Source organism: Janthinobacterium sp. BJB304 (assembly GCF_002735765.1).
Classification (GTDB): Bacteria; Pseudomonadota; Gammaproteobacteria; order Burkholderiales; family Burkholderiaceae_D; genus Janthinobacterium.
The window spans coordinates 58230-74416 of the sequence record NZ_PDZN01000015.1 but is presented as its reverse complement, the minus strand read 5'-3'; the positions used below and the strand labels follow the sequence as shown (position 1 = coordinate 74416).

Below are 16187 nucleotides of genomic sequence, written 5' to 3'. Positions count from 1 at the left end.
GCCCGCCATGGGCAGGCATTCCTCGACTACTTGCCAGGAGTACACACCCGCCGCCTTCCCTTGTTTCACCGTATTTCCCACAACGCTCTTTACAAAAGGACATTCATGGATACGAACGACAGTTTCAAGGCAATTGCCGATTTGAATTTGGACGCGATCAAGGTCAAGCTGATGCACCGGGAGTCAGGCGAAGGATGGAGCCTGGAAAAGGCAAATGCGGTGGAATTCGAATACCGCCGCTTCCTGATCCTGATGAAACAGTTTCCGGAAGAAGAAACGGCGCCACTGATGGATGTCGATACCTTCTGGCACTACCACATCCTCGACACCCTGAAATATGCGGCGGACTGCGAGCAGGTGTTCGGTTACTTCCTCCATCACTTTCCGTACATCGGCTTGCGCGGTGAAGACGACGAAGCGGCGCACCATCGCGTGGGCGAGCGCATGAAGCAGTTGTATGAGCAAACGTTCGGGGAAGATTACATCCGCGCAGAAACGGCGTATTCGGGGCGCGCCGTACAGGCGGCGTATTCGGGACGTGCGGTACAGGCAGCGTATTCGGGACGCGCGGTACAAACAGCATTTTCCAGTGCCGCGGTACAGGCCACAGCTTACTCGGGCCGGGCCGTGCAGACGGCGTTTTCCAGTGCGGCCGTGCAGGCGACGGCGTATTCGGGCCGCGCGACGGGCGCGGCCAGCACCGCGTTTTCCAGCGCGCCTGCCTCTCTGGCCGCAGCGGTGGTCAAATCGTCTTCGACTGGCCTGGAAATGGGGCGCTTCTATGTCGATCGTCCGGTACTGAACCGCGACCCGCAATAGAACGGCGGAAAACAGATGTGGCTGCCGCACGCGGCAAGCCTGACTTACCCAGACGGCACCTCTCAGTTTGCCGTCTGTCAGGCGCTCTTAGGCAGCCATCAACTCGCGCAGTTCACGAATGCTGAAATCGCTGATTTCATGCATGCGGATGAGGATCGTGGCGCCGATCGGCAAGGTGTTGTGACGAATCTTGCTGATAACAGGTGGCGCCACTTCCAGAGCTCGCGACAAGGCGGCATCGTTTTTCAGTTGCAGCTTGTCGATGATCGCATCGAGGACGCGATTCGGGTTGTAGGTAGGCAAAGAAGTAATTTGTTTGAGAGACATGATCAAAAATCCGTACTTGTTGTATTAGAGCAAAAAGAAGCCGAATGCCTCTTTCGCTATAATTCAGGGTAAACACACTAAAAAGCGCCATCACTTATGCGGCTTTTACGCCACAAACAATATAATACACGCTATTGTTGATTTTTGCGTAACTTAAAGCAAAATTGTGATAATTGAAGAGAATTGACGCACTTGGAATGTGCTAGAGGATAACCCAAATCGGAAAAATTTGCTGCAAGTCATCAATTTTTACAATGAGGAACGCCGCTGCGCATGAGCCAGGCAATCGCCATGAGGGCGCCCAGGCGGGTCATTTCCGCGGATAGCTGCCAGCCTTGCGCGGCCACGCCGGCCGGGGTGACGGAAAGGCAGTTGCATGAAAAATCGTCGATGCGGCACCAGGCCAGTTGCCGGCGAATTTCATCGGGCGGCGGCGGCGGCTGCAGCGCACGTTCGCGCCGGCGCATATACGCGCGGACCTGCTCCTTGCTGGGGTGACTCGTAGCTCGCATTGCTCGCTCCTGCTGACGGAAAACAGCGTCGCGCTAATTGTAGATGCCGAGCCCGCCACAAGAGCCCGGACGCGTGACGACATTGCTCACCATATCGCCAGCGCGCCATGACACGTTTGCGCTGCATCAAATGGCACGGTCCCGGCGTTGCGCCGCAGCCCGTGCTGCCCCGCGACCTGACGGCCAGAGGCACAGCACACCATTTTTATTTCTTTTGCTGGCGCACGCGCTGTTGTTGTTTTTCCTGCGTTTGCTGACGGTTCTGCTTGCGCTCGAACAGGGCGACCGCATCTTTCTTGGCTTGCTCCACGGTACGCATTTCCTCATGCGCATCGTGCGGGACAAAAAATTCGGCGTCCTGCGCCGCCACGACCAGCTTGATGGCGGCGTCGTCGTCGAGGTCGTACAATTCCGTCAGGACGGTGGTGACCTCGTCCAGGTATGCTTCGTAAGTGAGGGTGCTCATGCTGTCTTCCTTAAGTGAGTGGCGCAACGCGGGAACGGCGCGCTGCGCGCCGGCCCAGCAAAGTGCGCAGATAACCGGCCATTTTACCCGATGCGGCCCCCGCCGGCTGCCAGCGCCTGCAAGGCATCGGCCACGCGCGCGTAGCGCAGGCGCACGCCCAGCTCGCGCTTGATGCGCGTATTGTGCAGGCGGCGCGATTCGGACATGAACGACAGCAGCATCGGCGTGACCACTTGCCGCAGCTCGGCACGGGGCAGGCGCGGCGGGCGCGGCAGCCCAAACGTATCGGCCACGGCATCGAAATACTCGGCCATTTTGAGTTCGCTGTCATCGCTGGCGTGATACACGCGTCCCGGCTTGCCCCGCCACAAGGCCCGTTCGATGATGCGCGCCAGGTCATCGGCATGGATATGGTTGGTGTACACGTCGTCATCCGCGGCCAGGGCCGGCGTGCCTTCGCGCAAGCGTTTCAAAGGCAGGCGGTCATCCGCATAAATGCCGGGCACGCGCAGGATGGCCACCGTGGCGCCGCGGCGCGCGCCCCAGCCACGCAAGACCTGTTCGGCGTCCACGCGCCGCTTCGCCCGCGCATTGGCGGGCGCCACAGCCCGCGTTTCATCGACCCAGGCGCCGCCGCAATCGCCATACACGCCGCTGGTACTCACATACACCATGCGTGCATGCTCGGGTAAAATGGCGGCCAGATTGCGCGTGCGCCGGTCCAGCAAACCCGACGACAAGGGCGGCGCCAGGTGCACGATCATCGTCGCCAGTCCCGCCAGCCGTTTCAAGCTGGCGCGGTCGTCGAGATTGGCCACGATGGGCACGGCGCCGGCTGCCCGCAGCTGCGCGCGGCGCACCGGCTGACTGGTGACGGCAAAGACGCGAAAGCGCGCGCGCAGCAGGGGCAGCAACCGCATGCCGACGTCGCCGCAGCCGAGGATCAGCAGGCGCGGCAAGCCTGAGGGCTTGCGCAAAGAGTGCTTTAACATATTTTTCATCTCAAGGATTGTATGACTTTTCAAGTTACTGTTCAGCCCAGCGGCCACCAGTTCAGCTGTGAAGCGGACGAAACCGTGCTGGCGGCGGCGATACGCGCCGGCGTGGGCTTACCGTATGGCTGTAAAAATGGCGCCTGCGGTTCCTGCAAGGGCAAAGTGCTTGCCGGCACCGTCCAGCACAAGGCGCACCAGCAACGCGCCCTGACGCCGGAAGAGGAAGCTGCCGGCTTTTCCCTGTTCTGCTGCGCCACCACGGAAGCCGACCTCATCATCGAAGCGCGCGAAGTGGCGGGCAGCAGCGACTACCCGATCAAGAAAATGCCGTCGCGCGTGACCACCATCGAGAAGGTCGCCCCCGACGTCGTCGTGCTGACCCTGCAGTTGCCGGCCAGCGAGCGCCTCAACTACCGCGCCGGACAGTATATCGAAATCATGTTGCGTGACAACAAACGCCGCAGCTACAGCATGGCCAGCGCGCCCGCCGAAGGCGGTCCCGTGACCCTGCACATCCGCCACCTGCCGGGCGGCCTGTTCACCGACCAGGTGTTCGGCACGATGAAGGAGCGCGACATCCTGCGCTTCGAAGGCCCGATGGGCACCTTCTTCCTGCGCGAAGATTCCGACAAGCCCGTCGTGCTGCTGGCCTCGGGCACGGGCTTTGCCCCGCTGAAAGCCATCGTCGAGCACATGATCAACGAGCAATCCCCGCGCCCAATCACCCTGTACTGGGGAGGTCGCCGTCCGCACGACCTGTACATGGATGCGCTGTGCCGCCAGTGGGCCGCCGACTTGCCGCAGTTCACCTATGTGCCCGTCGTGTCGGAAGCCTTGCCGGAAGACGCCTGGGGCGGCCGCACGGGCTTCGTGCACCAGGCCGTCATCGCCGACTTGCCCGACATGTCCGCGTATCAGGTGTATGCCTGCGGCGCGCCCATCGTCGTCGAATCGGCCAACCGCGATTTCGTGCAATTGTGCCGGCTGCCAGCCGACGAGTTCTACGCCGACGCTTTCACCACGGAAGCCGACCTGGCCAAATAAGCATCCAGACAGCGGGGTGCTGCTGGCGCTGCATCCGCTGCCGTCACCCGCCCCACCCCGCTGTTCCCTGGAAATGTCATGTCTCTCGCTTCCGCCGGCAACGGCTTCAGTATCCTGCGTCACCGCAATTTCGCCTGTTACCTGTCCGCCCGCGTGCTGGGCACGGTCGCCGTGCAGATGCAAAGCGTGGCCATCGGCTGGCAGGTGTACCAGATCACGGGCAGCCTGTTCGACCTGGGCCTGATCGGCCTGGCGCAGTTCGCCCCCTTCCTCGTCTTGATTTTGCCGGCCGGCCACGTGGCCGACCGCTACAACCGCCGCAACATCATCGCCTGGTGCTTGACGGCGCAGCTCGCCTGCGCGCTGGCCCTGCTGGCGTTTACGTTAAGCAATATTTCCATCGTCTGGCCCGTGTTCGCCGTGCTGGTGCTGTTCGGCAGCGCGCGCGCCTTCATGATGCCGGCGACGCAAGCCGTGCTGGTCAACATGGTGCCCACGCAACACTTCAGCCGCGCCCTCGCACTCAGTTCGTCGAGCTCGCACGTGGCCATCATCCTGGGGCCTACTCTGGGCGACTTGCTGTATTACTTCGGCCCCAAGGTCGTGTATCTGATCTCGTCGGCCTTGCTGGTGCTGTCCGTGCTGCTGATGCGCGCCACCACGCCGGCGCCGCAAGTGGTCAAGCGCGAACCCGCCAGCTGGCACACCTTGCTCGAAGGCTTGCGCTTCGTCTGGTCGAAACCCATCGTGCTGGGGGCCATTTCGCTCGACCTGTTCGCCGTGCTGTTCGGCGGCGCCACGGCCCTGCTGCCGGCGCTCGCGCATGACGTGCTGCATATCGGCCCCAGCGGACTGGGCTTGCTGCGCACGGCGCCGGGCGCCGGCGCGGCCCTGTGCTCGATCGCGCTGGCCTTCTTCCCCATCACGCGCCGGGTGGGCGCCTGGATGTTCGGCGGCGTGGCCGTCTTCGGCCTGGGCACCTTGGTGCTGGGCAGCACCAGCTATTTCCCGCTGGCCCTGGCGGCGCTGTTCCTGATGGGCGCCGGCGACATGGTCAGCGTCTACATCCGCCACCTGCTGGTGCAGTTCGAGACGCCGGACGAAATCCGCGGCCGTGTCAGCGCCGTCAACGCCGTCTTCATCGGCGCCTCGAACGAGCTGGGCGAATTCGAATCGGGCTTGACGGCCGGCTGGTTCGGTCTGGTACGCGCCGTGCTCTTCGGGGGGGCCGCCACCCTGGCCGTGACGGGCGTGTGGGCCGTGCTGTTCCCCGTGCTGTCGCGCATGGACCGCTTCCCCCACCACGAAAAGGAAGCGGCCGCCAGGACGCCCACCGCGACCGCAAACTAAAGGCTAAGATGCGCTATTGCCACTGACGAACTTGCACCATGAAAATCACGCTTCCCTTGCACGGCTTCATCCGCAGCCGCCCCCACCTGAGCATGGCCACGGCCATCGGCGTGGCGGTCGGCCTGCTGTTGCCCTCTTCCTGGCAACAGATGACGCGTTTGCTGACGGCGTGGAATGTCGCCGTCTGGTTCTACCTGGCGACGATGGCCTGGATGATGATGCGCGCCAACCATCACAAGGTCAAGGTGATGGCGGCGCGCCAGGATGAGCGGGCCACCACGGTCCTGTCGGCCCTGTCCGTCGCATCCGTGATGAGCCTGGTGGCCATCGTCTCGCAACTGTCTTCGATGAAAGACATGGCGCCCGACGAGCGCGCGCTGCATTACGGCTTGACGATCCTGACACTGGTCGGTTCCTGGTTCCTCGTCGGCACCCTGTTCTGCTTCCACTATGCCCACCTGTATTACCAGGCCGACCCCGCAGTACGCCCCCTGAAATTTCCCGACGACGAGCAAAACCCCGATTACTGGGATTTTCTGTATTTCGCCTTCACCATCGCCGTGGCCGTGCAAACGTCGGACGTTTCCGTACAGACGCGGCTGATGCGGCAGATCGTGCTGGGGCAATCCGTGCTGAGCTTTTTCTTCAACCTGGTCGTGCTGGGGCTGTCGATCAATATCGCGGCCGGCCTCATCAATGGATAAAGCTGGCGCCGGCTTGAAAAAATTCCGCGAGGAAACTTGACCTGGGTGTAGGGTTAAGCTCATCTTAATCGTGCGCACCCTCTTGAAATACTGGAAAGAGGAGTAAGATAAGTTCCATGCACAGACGTCATGTGCATGAGGCAGCAACCAGGCCGCAGCACGCCTGAGATGGGTTTTTTTTGAATTGACAGGAGTAAGCATATGCAAATCAATATTCATACCGACAGCACCATCGCCAACACCGCTGGACTGAACGAACATGTGCAATCCGTACTTGAAAGCGCACTGAGCCGCTTCCGCGACAACCTGACCCGCATCGAAGTCCATATCAGCGACACGAATGGCCCGAAAGGCGGCGCCGACGATATCCGCTGCGTCATGGAAGCACGCGTTGCTGGCTATCAACCGATTGCCGTGACCGAACAGAACGCCACCGTGCATCAATCCGTTGCCGGCGCCACCGACAAACTGAAACGCGCCATCGATAGCGCCCTGGGCCGCCTGCAAGACAGCAAGCGCCACGCCACCGGCAAGAATGCCGTGATCGATACGGCCGAAGCGGAAGAAACCGCCGAGTAACTCCCCTCCTGCAGGATTTCCAGAGACTGAGGCAGCCGTTCAAGGCTGCCTTTGCACATCTGGAGCCACCTTCCTGCGCGACAACATCCATAGTAGAACAGCAAGCATTTCAACTTATTAACACGGCAATGAAATAATTGTCGTATTTCCCACAGAAAGTGACACCAAGCAAGCCTTTGCCGTTACAGCCAAGGCCGCTTTACGCTATCATGAAGCTACCGGCCCCCTGCTCGCGCGCGCCGGCTTTTTGAAAGTGTGATTGTGGAACAGATCGGCAACTTCGGCGCTTCAGGCTGCAACATCGGCGATTTACAGCTATTTCGCGATGGGGCGGATAGCCAGACGGCCGCCATGCTGGCGCCCTGCCCCGTCATGCGCCTCGAAGCGGGCGAAGCCATTGCCGACACACAGGGCACCAGCCTGTATATCGTCCTGCGCGGTTCGCTGGCCGTGGCCGCCGACATCCACACGGGCATGGATGACGGCACCGTCAGCAAGGTCTTGCCCGGCGAAAGCGTGGGCGAACAATCGGTGCTCGATGAAGCGAGCAACCTGGCCGCCATTTCCGCCCTGGAAGAAACTGACTTGCTGGTGATCGACGCGGCCGTCGTCTGGGAATTGATCGAACAATCGAACGGCCTGGCGCGCAACCTGCTGCGGCTGCTGTCTTTCCGCATCCGCGCCGCCAACGCCCTGCTGCGCCGCCGGCAGAAACTGGGCGAGTTCTACCGCCAGATGTCGATGGTCGACAGCCTGACGGGTTTGTACAACCGCGCCTGGCTCACCGATTTATTGCCGACCATGATAGTCACGGCCCACGCCAGCGGCTCGCCGATGTCGCTGGTGATGATAGACCTCGACCATTTCAAGCGTTTCAACGACACGCACGGCCACCAGGCGGGCGACCAGGCGCTGCGCATTGCCGCACAAGTGCTGGGCGCGGCCCTGCGGCCCACGGATTTTGCCGTGCGCTATGGTGGCGAGGAAATGATGGTGATCTTGCCCGATACCAGCGAACACGTGGCCTTGCGGGTCGCCGAACGCTTGTGCGAACGCATGCAGCAAGCCGTCATCTTCGCCGATATGCGCAGCGCGCTGCCGCACATCACGGGTTCCTTCGGCGTGGCCAGCCTGGCAGCCGAACAGGACGACGAAGCGCTGATCGCGGCGGCCGACGCTGCCCTTTACCGGGCAAAAGCATCGGGCCGCAACCGGGTCATGCTGTAGCCCAGGCAGCCTTGCTGTCGGCCGGCTTGGCAGCATCCGGCTTGGCCGCATCATCCTTCTTGCTGCTGTGCGCCGCGATGAAATCCGCATAGCCCTTCTGCACCAGCTCATACGTCTTGTCGATATTGCCGGCGATATCGCCGTTCAGCACTTTCAAGCCGCCCAGGATGTCGCGCGCTTCCTTGAAACCTTTTTCCATGCCGCCGCTGATGGTGTCCATGAACTTGGTCAGGGCCGTATCGTCGTCCATGTCGGGGTTCTGTTTCTTGAACGCGTCGAAAAACCCCGTCGACAGCGAGACGATGCGGCTCGCCGTCGCTTCGGCGCTGTTGTCCTGCGACGCCGCGTTCTGGATCGCATCGTCGCCGTACTGGCCTTTCAGCGCTTCATTGATGTTGGTGATGGCCGTCTTGTACAGCAGCGCCAGCGGTTCGTTCTCGGAACCGATGGACACGTTCAGCGACGCCTGCATGATGGACGCGTTCAATTGCAGCTTGCTGCGGTCATTCACGCTCATTTCAGCGTTGACGCCATCCTTTTGCTGGACTTTATCGTCCTTGCCGGCAACGCCCGGACTGACGGAAGTCACGGAAGGGGTGGAATTGCCGCCTGCGGCGATGGGAATTGACACGATAGACCTCCTTGAACGGACAATGTATGCCACCATGCGGGAAACGCGATGATGACCATCCTCTCGTGTAGTATCGGCAGGTTTTCAGAAAACTGAAGCGGCGGCTTGTTTTTAGCGGCCCGGATAACCCATTCAGCAACATTAAGTTACGACCATCAATGACTAACCAGACCTTTCTTTGGCACGACTACGAAACCTTTGGCGCCCAGCCGCGCCGCGACCGCCCGGCCCAGTTCGCCGCGATCCGCACGGATGCCGAACTCAACGAGATCGGCGAACCGATCATGTTGTATTGCCAGCCTGCAAATGATTTCCTGCCCGATCCGCAATCGTGCCTGATCACGGGCATCACGCCGCAGCAATGTCTGCAGCTGGGCGTGCCCGAACACCAGTTCGCCGCCACCATCGAAGCGGCCTTTTCGGAGCCGGGCACCATCGGCGTCGGCTACAACACCATCCGTTTCGACGATGAAGTCACGCGCTTCCTGTTCTGGCGCAACCTGATCGACCCGTACGCGCGCGAATGGAAAAACCATTGCGGCCGCTGGGACATCCTCGACGTGGTGCGCATGACGCACGCGCTGCGCCCGGAAGGTATTCAATGGCCGAAGCGCGACGATGGCCAGACCAGCTTTAGACTGGAACACTTGAGCAAGGCCAATGGCCTCGTGCACGAAGCGGCGCATGATGCGCTGTCCGACGTGCGCGCCACCATCGCCCTGGCACGATTGATCCGCGAAAAGCAGCCGAAACTGTTCGAATTCTGCCTGGCTCTGCACAAGAAGGATAGGGTCGCCAGCGAAATGGGCATGCACCTGGCCGCCGGCGAGCGCCAGCCCTTCCTGCACGTGTCGGGCATGTTCCCCGCCGAACGGGGTTGCCTGGGCGTCGTCTGGCCGCTGGCCACGCACCCGAGCAATAAAAATGAAATCCTCGTCTGGGACTGCGCCTACGACCCGCGCGAACTGTTCGAGCTGGACGCCGACACCATCCGCACGCGTTTGTTCACGCGCAAGGAAGCCATGCCCGAAGGGATGACGCGTCTGCCCGTGAAAAGCGTCCATTTGAACAAGTCGCCCATGTTGGTCGGCAATTTAAAGACCTTGTCGCCGGCCATGGCCGCGCAATGGGGCATCGACGTGGATGCGGCGAAGATCAACGCCCAGCTGGCCGCCGCGGCGCCGAACATGGATGCCATCTGGGCCGAAGTGTTCCAGCGCCCGGGCGCCAATACGGCCCTGGACGTGGATGAGGATTTGTACAACGGTTTCGTCAGCAACGACGACCGCCGCCTGCTCGAATCCTTGCGTCGCGAAACGCCGGCCAAGCTGGCCACGGCCCGCCCCTCGTTTGCCGACGAGCGCCTGCAGGAATTGCTGTTCCGCTACCGCGCACGCAATTTCCCGCAAACCCTGAGCGAGGCGGAAAGCCTGCGCTGGGAACAGCACCGCGCCGCCCGATTGTTCGACGGCGACGGCGGCGCCCGTACCATCGAGATGCTGTTTACGGAAATCGACGTGCTGTCGGAATCGGTCGATGAGCGGGGAGAAGAGATTCTGGGCGAATTGTACGATTACGCGGAGATGGTGGCGCCCATGCGCGACTGAAGGACCAGGCCGGGTAGGTCGGATTAGCGGGGCAAGGCCCCGCTAATCCGACAACATTGTTGACGTTACCGATATTGTCGGATTACGCGGCTACGCCGCTAATCCGACCTACTCATTGAACCACCAATACGGCCGTAGGTCGGATTAGCTCGTAGAGCGTAATCCGACAACATTGTTGGCCCGAGCGTGGTGGTGTCGGATACGCGGCGTCGCCGCTAATCCGACCTACGCTGCGCGGTGTTGATTGATCGCATCGCGCGTTTCAATGGCCACGCGGCGCGCCGCGTCGGCCCAGTCTTCGCCGTCCTGCGGCGTGGCGTAGATGATGGCGCGCGAGGAGCTGATCATCATGCCCATGCCGTTCGCCGTCTGGCCCGCGCCGACGGTGGCGGCGATGTCGCCGCCCTGGGCGCCGATGCCAGGCACCAGCAGCGGCATGTCGCCCACGATGGCGCGCACTTGCGCCAGTTCTTCCGGGAAAGTGGCGCCGACGACGAGCGCGCACTGGCCATTCTTGTTCCATTTCTCGGCCACCAGGCGCGCCACGCGCTGGTACAGGGGCACGCCGTCCGTATCGAGGAATTGCAGGTCCGAGCCGCCCGGGTTCGAGGTGCGGCACAGGATGATCACGCCGCGGTCTTTCCACGCCAGGTAGGGATCGAGCGAATCCTCGCCCATGTAGGGGTTCACGGTGACGGCGTCAGCGCCGTAGCGTTCGAACGCTTCGCGCGCGTATTGCGTGGCTGTCGCGCCGATGTCGCCCCGTTTCGCGTCGAGGATCAGGGGGATGTGCGGGTAATTTTCGCGCACGTAGCGGCAGATGTCTTCCAGCTGCTTTTCCGCGCCCAGCGCGGCAAAATAGGCGATCTGCGGCTTGAAGGCGCAGGCCAGGTCGGCCGTGGCATCGATGATGCGCGTGCAAAAGGTGGTGATTCCATCGGGCAAGTCGCGCAGTTCGGCCGGCAGTTTCGCCAGGTCGGGGTCCAGTCCCACGCACAGCAGGGAATTATTGGCCGTCCATGCGGCGGATAATTTATTGATGAAATTCACGGCACACCTTCTCTATATTCAGTTGCAAACCCCGTATTGTAACGCGGCGCTGGCCAGGGAAGGCAGGCTGAGGCGGCGGCCGGCGCTTATTAAACCGACATGGCGGGCCGTTTCAGGTATATTTGCCCCACCTCCTTTACTCTGCACGGAACCCATCATGCAAATCACCAATCAATTCACCAAATGGCTGCGCCTGGCCCTGAGCGTCACCGTCCTGGCCGGCATCCTGACGGGCTGCGGCTACAACGACTTCCAGAGCAAGGACGAAGCCACCAAGGCCGCCTGGGGCGAAGTAGTCAACCAGTACCAGCGCCGCGCCGACCTGATCCCCAACCTGGTCAACACCGTCAAGGGCTATGCCACGCACGAGCGCGAAACCCTGGAAGCGGTGACCAAGGCGCGCGCCGCCGCCACCAGTTTCCAGATCACGCCCGAAGTGCTGAACGACCCGGCCGCCTTCGAAAAATTCCAGCAGGTGCAGGGCCAGCTGTCGTCGGCCCTGTCGCGCCTGATGGTGGTGTCCGAGAAATATCCTGATCTGAAAGCCGACACCAGCTTCCGCGACTTGCAGTCGCAGCTGGAAGGCACGGAAAACCGCATCACCGTGGCGCGCCAGCGTTACATCGCCGCCGTGCAAGATTACAACGTGCATGCTCGCAGCTTCCCGAACAACCTGACGGCGATGGTCTTCGGCTACAAGGTCAAGCCTTCGTTCACGGTGGAAAACGAAAAAGCCATTTCGACCGCGCCGACCGTCAACTTCGGCAAATAAGATGAAAGCCTGGTCTTATCTGGCGGCGCTGGCGACGGCGCTGCTGTGGACAGCCTTGCCCGCCAGCGCGCAGGGCTTGCAGCCCGTGCCGCCGCTGGCGGCGCGCGTGACGGACAACGCCGGCATGCTCGATGACAAGCAGAAAGCGGCACTGGAAGGCGTGCTGGCCGACTACGAAGCCAAGACGGGCAGCCAGATCGCCGTGCTGCTGGTCAAGAGCACGGAACCGGAAGCCATCGAGCAATACAGCATCCGCGTGACGGATGCCTGGAAGCTGGGCCGCAAGGGCGTCGATGACGGCGTGCTGCTGATGGTGGCGAAGGACAACCCATCGTCCTTGCGCCGTTTGCGCATCGAAGCGGGCCGTGGCGTGCAGGGCGTGCTGACCGATGCGCAATCGAAACGCATCCTGCAAGACGTCATCGCCCCCCATTTCAAGCAAAACGACTATTACGGCGGCCTGGTGGCCGGCATTGGCGCCATCGCTACCCTGCTGAACCAGGAGCAATTCCCCGCACCGGCGCAAAAACAGGCCCCGGCGACCGTGGAAGCGGGCGGCCTGACCTTCTGGCTGCCGCTGCTGTTCTTCGGCTTTCTTGTGCTCGTGACCGTGTTCCGCTCGCGCGGCGGGCCGAACCGGCTGCAGCGCGGCAGCAACTGGTCCAGCGGCGCCACGGGCGTCGTGCTGGGCAGCATCTTGAACCAGGCGCTGAACAACCGCGGTGGCGGCTTCGGCGGCGGTGGCGGTGGTTTTGGCGGTGGCGGTGGCGGCGGTGGTTTCGGTGGCGGCGGCGGCGGTTTTGACGGCGGCGGCGCCTCGGGAGATTGGTAATGACGAAACAACTGACATTCGGACAGCGCTGCGGACGGGCCCTGAAACATTTGCGGGGCACGCCGGCGACGGCGCGCCAGGCCTTTCCCGAGCGCACCCTGAAAGCCATCGAAACGGCGATTGCCGACGGTGAAACGATGCACCGGGCCGAAGTGCGCCTGATCGTCGAAGCGGCCCTGACGCCGGGCATGGCCTATCAAGGCGTGAGCAACCGCGAGCGGGCGCGCGAACTGTTCGCCCAATATGGCGTGTGGGATACGGAAGACAATGTTGGCGTGCTGATCTATATCAACCTGGCCGAACACCAGGTCGATATCGTGGCCGACCGCAACGTGGGCCGGCGCGTCACGCCGGAGCAGTGGCAAGCCGTGTGCCGCACCATGACCAAAGGGTTCAAGGAGGGCAATTACCACGACAGCACGCTCGATGCCTTGCAGCAGCTGAATACCTTGCTGCAAAGCCACTTCCCCGCCAATGGGACGCGCGGCAACCAGTTGCCGAACGAACCCATCCTCCTCTGATTCCTGCCCAGGGATTAAAATCTGCCCATTGCCGCGCGGGCTGGTGTTCCTGGCAGCGCGGCCCCCATACCCCGCCGAGGAGCACACATGAAATTAGTCAATAAAACCGCCATCGTCACGGGCGCCACGCAAGGCATCGGCCTGGCCTGCGCCACCCGCCTGATCGCCGAAGGGGCGCAAGTGATGCTGGTCGACATCAAGGACGAAGGCGCGCAGGCGGCGGCCGCCCTCGGCCCGCAGGCGCGCTTCTTTTGCGCCGACGTCAGCCAGAAAGCGGACGTTGATGCCATGCTGAAGGAAACCTTGGCGCAGTTCGGGCACATCGATATCCTCGTCAACAATGCGGGCGTCACGCATGCGGCCGATTTCCTCGACGTGTGCGAAGACGATTTCGACAGGGTCATGCGCATCAACCTGAAGTCGATGTTCCTGTGCGGCCAGGCCGTGGCGCGCGAGATGGTCAAGCGCAACAGCGGCTGCATCATCAATATGTCCAGCGTGAATGCGGAGCTGGCGATCCCGAACCAGGTGCCATATGTGGTGTCGAAAGGCGCCATCAACCAGCTGACCAAGGTCATGGCCCTGAACCTGGCGCCGCACGGCGTGCGCGTGAACGGCATCGGGCCGGGCACCATTCTGACGGAACTGGCCAAGCAGGCAGTGCTGTCGAGCCCGCAGGCGCGCCACACGATTTTGTCGCGCACGCCGCTGGGCCGCTGCGGCGAGCCGGAAGAAGTGGCCGGCATCGCCGCCTTCCTGGCCAGCGACGACGCCACCTACATGACGGGCCAGACCATCTATGTCGATGGCGGACGCATGGCGCTCAACTACACGGTGGCCGTGAAAGAGTGACGCAATCGAGTTATATCAAAAAAGAATAATGCATATCTAAAAAGATCATTAGACACATATCGTGCGACGCAGCATAATGCACTTGTCTCCACTATTCTCCTCCAAGAAAATAGTTTTAAGCCCGCTTTCACCAGCGGGCTTTTTTTTTGCCATCGCTGCTGCAACATGGCCATTCTTGCCATTTCCCGCAATCTTCCCGCTCATTCCGCCTGCCGCAAAAAAATGTTGCGGCGTGTCATCAGCCCGTCATCTTCGACCCCTATACTTGCTTCATCTGCTGTACAGGCAACCGATATGCCTGACTACAGACAGGTGTGCCGCCATGGCACACCACTCCCCTTTCATGACCGTGGCGGGCGCCGGCAAGGCGCGCGACAGGGTAAGTACCGAGCAACTCTCAACTCTTGACCCATTTCATTTGGGTTTTTGGCCCGCGCCCCCGCGGGCCTTTTTTTTCCTGACCAGCAAGCTCTTGCGCAAAAACACGGTGCCCCGCCACGCCCATGATATTGTGACTGCCTTTCCACCCATCCTGACGCATCATGCCTGTACCCTTGCCCGAACTTTGTTTTGCCGACCGCTACGAACGCCTGCGCTACCGCACGGCCCTGGTGTTGTATGTGCTGGTGATTTTAATCGGCGACATCCCCGGCGTGCGCGCCGACGTGGGCCAATATGCATCGGGCGGCGTGCTGCACTCCTTCGGCTATGGCGTACTGGCCCTGATCTTGTTCAGCGGCACGGCCGGCGGCATGGCCCGCCGGGCGCTGCTGTCGGTGCTGATGGTGGCGGCCATGGGCGCGCTGGACGAATTCATCCAGAGTTTCCTGCCTTACCGCCATGGCGCCGTCAGCGACTGGGTGGTCGATATCACGGCGGCCGCGGCGGTCTGCCTGCCGCTGTCTTTCCTCTGGCCGAAAATGGTCGCCGCCGCCCTCGGCAAGGGCGCGCCGCTGCCCGACGCCTGACGCGGCGCCGCCCGTCAGGCGCGGTCCGCTTCGCTGTCCAGCAATTCCAGCCGTAACTGCCCCTGGCTGCGCGCGCTGCGCGTGCCCAGGCGGCGCATCAGGGCGCGCGCCTCGCGCCGGCTGCCAGCCCCCATGGCGCGCGCGGGCATCGCGCGCGGTGCCGCCGACGGCCAGCACCAACTCATCGATCAGTTTTGCGGTAGGGCCAGATGACATTTTTTCTCCCGATTCAACAGTGAGGAAGCGTGCAGCCGCACGAAGTGGTAATTGCCAGCATCTTTTATACCAAGCACGGCAATTAGCCGCTTGATCTATCTCAATCGGCAATGCCGGCCACCGAACATCCTGGTTCCGCCATGCTCTTACATGCAGCAATCGCTGCTATCCGCAATCACTGCGGGTACCGATCCTGAGTGTGCGACCATGAGGAGACCAAGATGAGATCGAAAACAACCCTGCTGCTGACCGGCCTGACATGCGCCTTGCTGGCGGCCTGCCATTCCACGGAGAATACCGGCCTGGCACGTAGCAATAGCGGCGAAACCTATGCTGCACCGGCCGGCACGACGCCGCAAACCAGCATGCCGGCCAGCAGCACGGCCAGCACCGCCACCGATACCGGCATGAGCAGCAATACGGCGGCCCAGTCCAGCATGAACATCAGCTCGGCCACGGTCCAATCGATAGAAACCGTGCCGCGCAGCATGGATCAAGGCAGTGCCGACATGCAGGCGGGCACATCTGGCACCGCCGGCAGCACCTCGGGGGCGGCGGGCAATATGCTGTACCGCGTCACCTTGCGCCTGGACGATGGCACGACGCGCACCTTTGTGCAAAATACCCAGCCCGCCTTCCAGATCGGCGAGCGGGTCAGCGTGCAAAAAGGCGTGATGCAGCGCTATTGACATGCGCCGGGGCTGGCCCACACTCG

General features: G+C 62.0%; 20 protein-coding genes. 13 read left to right on the top strand and 7 right to left on the bottom strand.

Annotation, left to right across the window (positions count from 1 at the left end):
• Window positions 1-105 precede the first annotated feature (105 nt).
• Complete coding sequence (locus CSQ95_RS18230; protein ID WP_099410537.1) at window positions 106-819, top strand: glycine-rich domain-containing protein-like; 714 nt, start codon at window positions 106-108, stop codon at window positions 817-819.
• An 87-nt stretch (window positions 820-906) separates the two neighbouring features.
• Here the strand turns inward: CSQ95_RS18230 and CSQ95_RS18225 are convergent, their stop codons facing one another.
• The 4 genes from CSQ95_RS18225 to CSQ95_RS18210 all read right to left on the bottom strand — a co-directional run bounded on the left by CSQ95_RS18225 (window position 907) and on the right by CSQ95_RS18210 (window position 3125).
• Window positions 907-1146: a hypothetical protein gene (locus tag CSQ95_RS18225; protein WP_029496207.1), complete on the bottom strand. Its 240-nt coding sequence runs from the start codon at window positions 1144-1146 to the stop codon at window positions 907-909.
• A gap of 242 nt (window positions 1147-1388) precedes the next feature.
• Window positions 1389-1658, bottom strand: coding sequence for a hypothetical protein (locus tag CSQ95_RS18220; RefSeq protein WP_099410536.1), 270 nt, complete (start codon window positions 1656-1658; stop codon window positions 1389-1391).
• 205 nt (window positions 1659-1863) lie between these two features.
• A complete protein-coding gene (locus tag CSQ95_RS18215; RefSeq protein WP_070221371.1) occupies window positions 1864-2124 on the bottom strand; it encodes a hypothetical protein in 261 nt (86 codons plus the stop codon).
• A gap of 83 nt (window positions 2125-2207) precedes the next feature.
• A complete protein-coding gene (locus CSQ95_RS18210) occupies window positions 2208-3125 on the bottom strand; it encodes an SDR family oxidoreductase (RefSeq protein ID WP_099410535.1) in 918 nt (305 codons plus the stop codon).
• 12 nt (window positions 3126-3137) lie between these two features.
• On the opposite strand from CSQ95_RS18210, the gene CSQ95_RS18205 reads away from it, so the two are divergent.
• From CSQ95_RS18205 to CSQ95_RS18185, 5 genes are all read left to right on the top strand, one after another.
• Entirely contained in the window at window positions 3138-4163 is a 1026-nt protein-coding gene (locus CSQ95_RS18205; protein ID WP_099410534.1) for a CDP-6-deoxy-delta-3,4-glucoseen reductase, read from the top strand.
• Window positions 4164-4241: 78 nt separating this feature from the next.
• On the top strand, window positions 4242-5513 hold the full coding sequence (locus CSQ95_RS18200; RefSeq protein ID WP_099410533.1) for an MFS transporter: 1272 nt from the start codon (window positions 4242-4244) through the stop codon (window positions 5511-5513).
• Between the two features lie 38 nt (window positions 5514-5551).
• Window positions 5552-6217: a DUF1345 domain-containing protein gene (locus tag CSQ95_RS18195; protein ID WP_070221367.1), complete on the top strand. Its 666-nt coding sequence runs from the start codon at window positions 5552-5554 to the stop codon at window positions 6215-6217.
• A gap of 201 nt (window positions 6218-6418) precedes the next feature.
• Complete coding sequence (locus CSQ95_RS18190) at window positions 6419-6796, top strand: HPF/RaiA family ribosome-associated protein (RefSeq protein ID WP_070221366.1); 378 nt, start codon at window positions 6419-6421, stop codon at window positions 6794-6796.
• Window positions 6797-7057: 261 nt separating this feature from the next.
• On the top strand, window positions 7058-8023 hold the full coding sequence (locus CSQ95_RS18185) for a GGDEF domain-containing protein (protein ID WP_099410616.1): 966 nt from the start codon (window positions 7058-7060) through the stop codon (window positions 8021-8023).
• Here CSQ95_RS18185 and CSQ95_RS18180 read toward each other — a convergent pair.
• Entirely contained in the window at window positions 8013-8654 is a 642-nt protein-coding gene (locus tag CSQ95_RS18180) for a DUF5610 domain-containing protein (protein WP_257218102.1), read from the bottom strand. The genes CSQ95_RS18185 and CSQ95_RS18180 overlap by 11 nt on opposite strands.
• Window positions 8655-8812: 158 nt before the next feature.
• Here CSQ95_RS18180 and sbcB point away from each other — a divergent pair, with 158 nt between their 5' ends.
• Window positions 8813-10261 carry an exodeoxyribonuclease I gene (gene sbcB / locus CSQ95_RS18175; protein WP_099410532.1) on the top strand — a complete coding sequence of 483 codons (1449 nt, stop codon included), beginning with the start codon at window positions 8813-8815 and terminating at the stop codon, window positions 10259-10261.
• 225 nt (window positions 10262-10486) lie between these two features.
• Here the strand turns inward: sbcB and pyrF are convergent, their stop codons facing one another.
• Complete coding sequence (gene pyrF / locus CSQ95_RS18170; RefSeq protein ID WP_099410531.1) at window positions 10487-11311, bottom strand: orotidine-5'-phosphate decarboxylase; 825 nt, start codon at window positions 11309-11311, stop codon at window positions 10487-10489.
• Window positions 11312-11468: 157 nt separating this feature from the next.
• Here pyrF and CSQ95_RS18165 point away from each other — a divergent pair, with 157 nt between their 5' ends.
• From CSQ95_RS18165 to CSQ95_RS18145, 5 genes are all read left to right on the top strand, one after another.
• On the top strand, window positions 11469-12083 hold the full coding sequence (locus tag CSQ95_RS18165) for a LemA family protein (RefSeq protein ID WP_070313665.1): 615 nt from the start codon (window positions 11469-11471) through the stop codon (window positions 12081-12083).
• 1 nt (window position 12084) lies between these two features.
• Window positions 12085-12915 carry a YgcG family protein gene (locus CSQ95_RS18160; protein ID WP_099410530.1) on the top strand — a complete coding sequence of 277 codons (831 nt, stop codon included), beginning with the start codon at window positions 12085-12087 and terminating at the stop codon, window positions 12913-12915.
• Entirely contained in the window at window positions 12915-13436 is a 522-nt protein-coding gene (locus tag CSQ95_RS18155; RefSeq protein WP_099410529.1) for a TPM domain-containing protein, read from the top strand. The genes CSQ95_RS18160 and CSQ95_RS18155 overlap by 1 nt, the downstream gene beginning before the upstream one ends.
• A gap of 87 nt (window positions 13437-13523) precedes the next feature.
• The gene (locus tag CSQ95_RS18150; RefSeq protein ID WP_099410528.1) at window positions 13524-14288 is read left to right on the top strand and encodes an SDR family NAD(P)-dependent oxidoreductase; all 765 of its coding nucleotides are present in this window, start codon (window positions 13524-13526) and stop codon (window positions 14286-14288) included.
• 542 nt (window positions 14289-14830) lie between these two features.
• Window positions 14831-15256, top strand: a complete 426-nt coding sequence (locus CSQ95_RS18145) for a VanZ family protein (RefSeq protein ID WP_257218101.1) — start codon at window positions 14831-14833, stop codon at window positions 15254-15256.
• 14 nt (window positions 15257-15270) lie between these two features.
• On the opposite strand, the gene CSQ95_RS29695 is transcribed toward CSQ95_RS18145, so the two are convergent.
• The gene (locus CSQ95_RS29695) at window positions 15271-15441 is read right to left on the bottom strand and encodes a hypothetical protein (protein ID WP_180279094.1); all 171 of its coding nucleotides are present in this window, start codon (window positions 15439-15441) and stop codon (window positions 15271-15273) included.
• Window positions 15442-15693: 252 nt separating this feature from the next.
• Here CSQ95_RS29695 and CSQ95_RS18140 point away from each other — a divergent pair, with 252 nt between their 5' ends.
• Window positions 15694-16161, top strand: a complete 468-nt coding sequence (locus CSQ95_RS18140; RefSeq protein ID WP_099410526.1) for a hypothetical protein — start codon at window positions 15694-15696, stop codon at window positions 16159-16161.
• Window positions 16162-16187 lie beyond the last annotated feature (26 nt).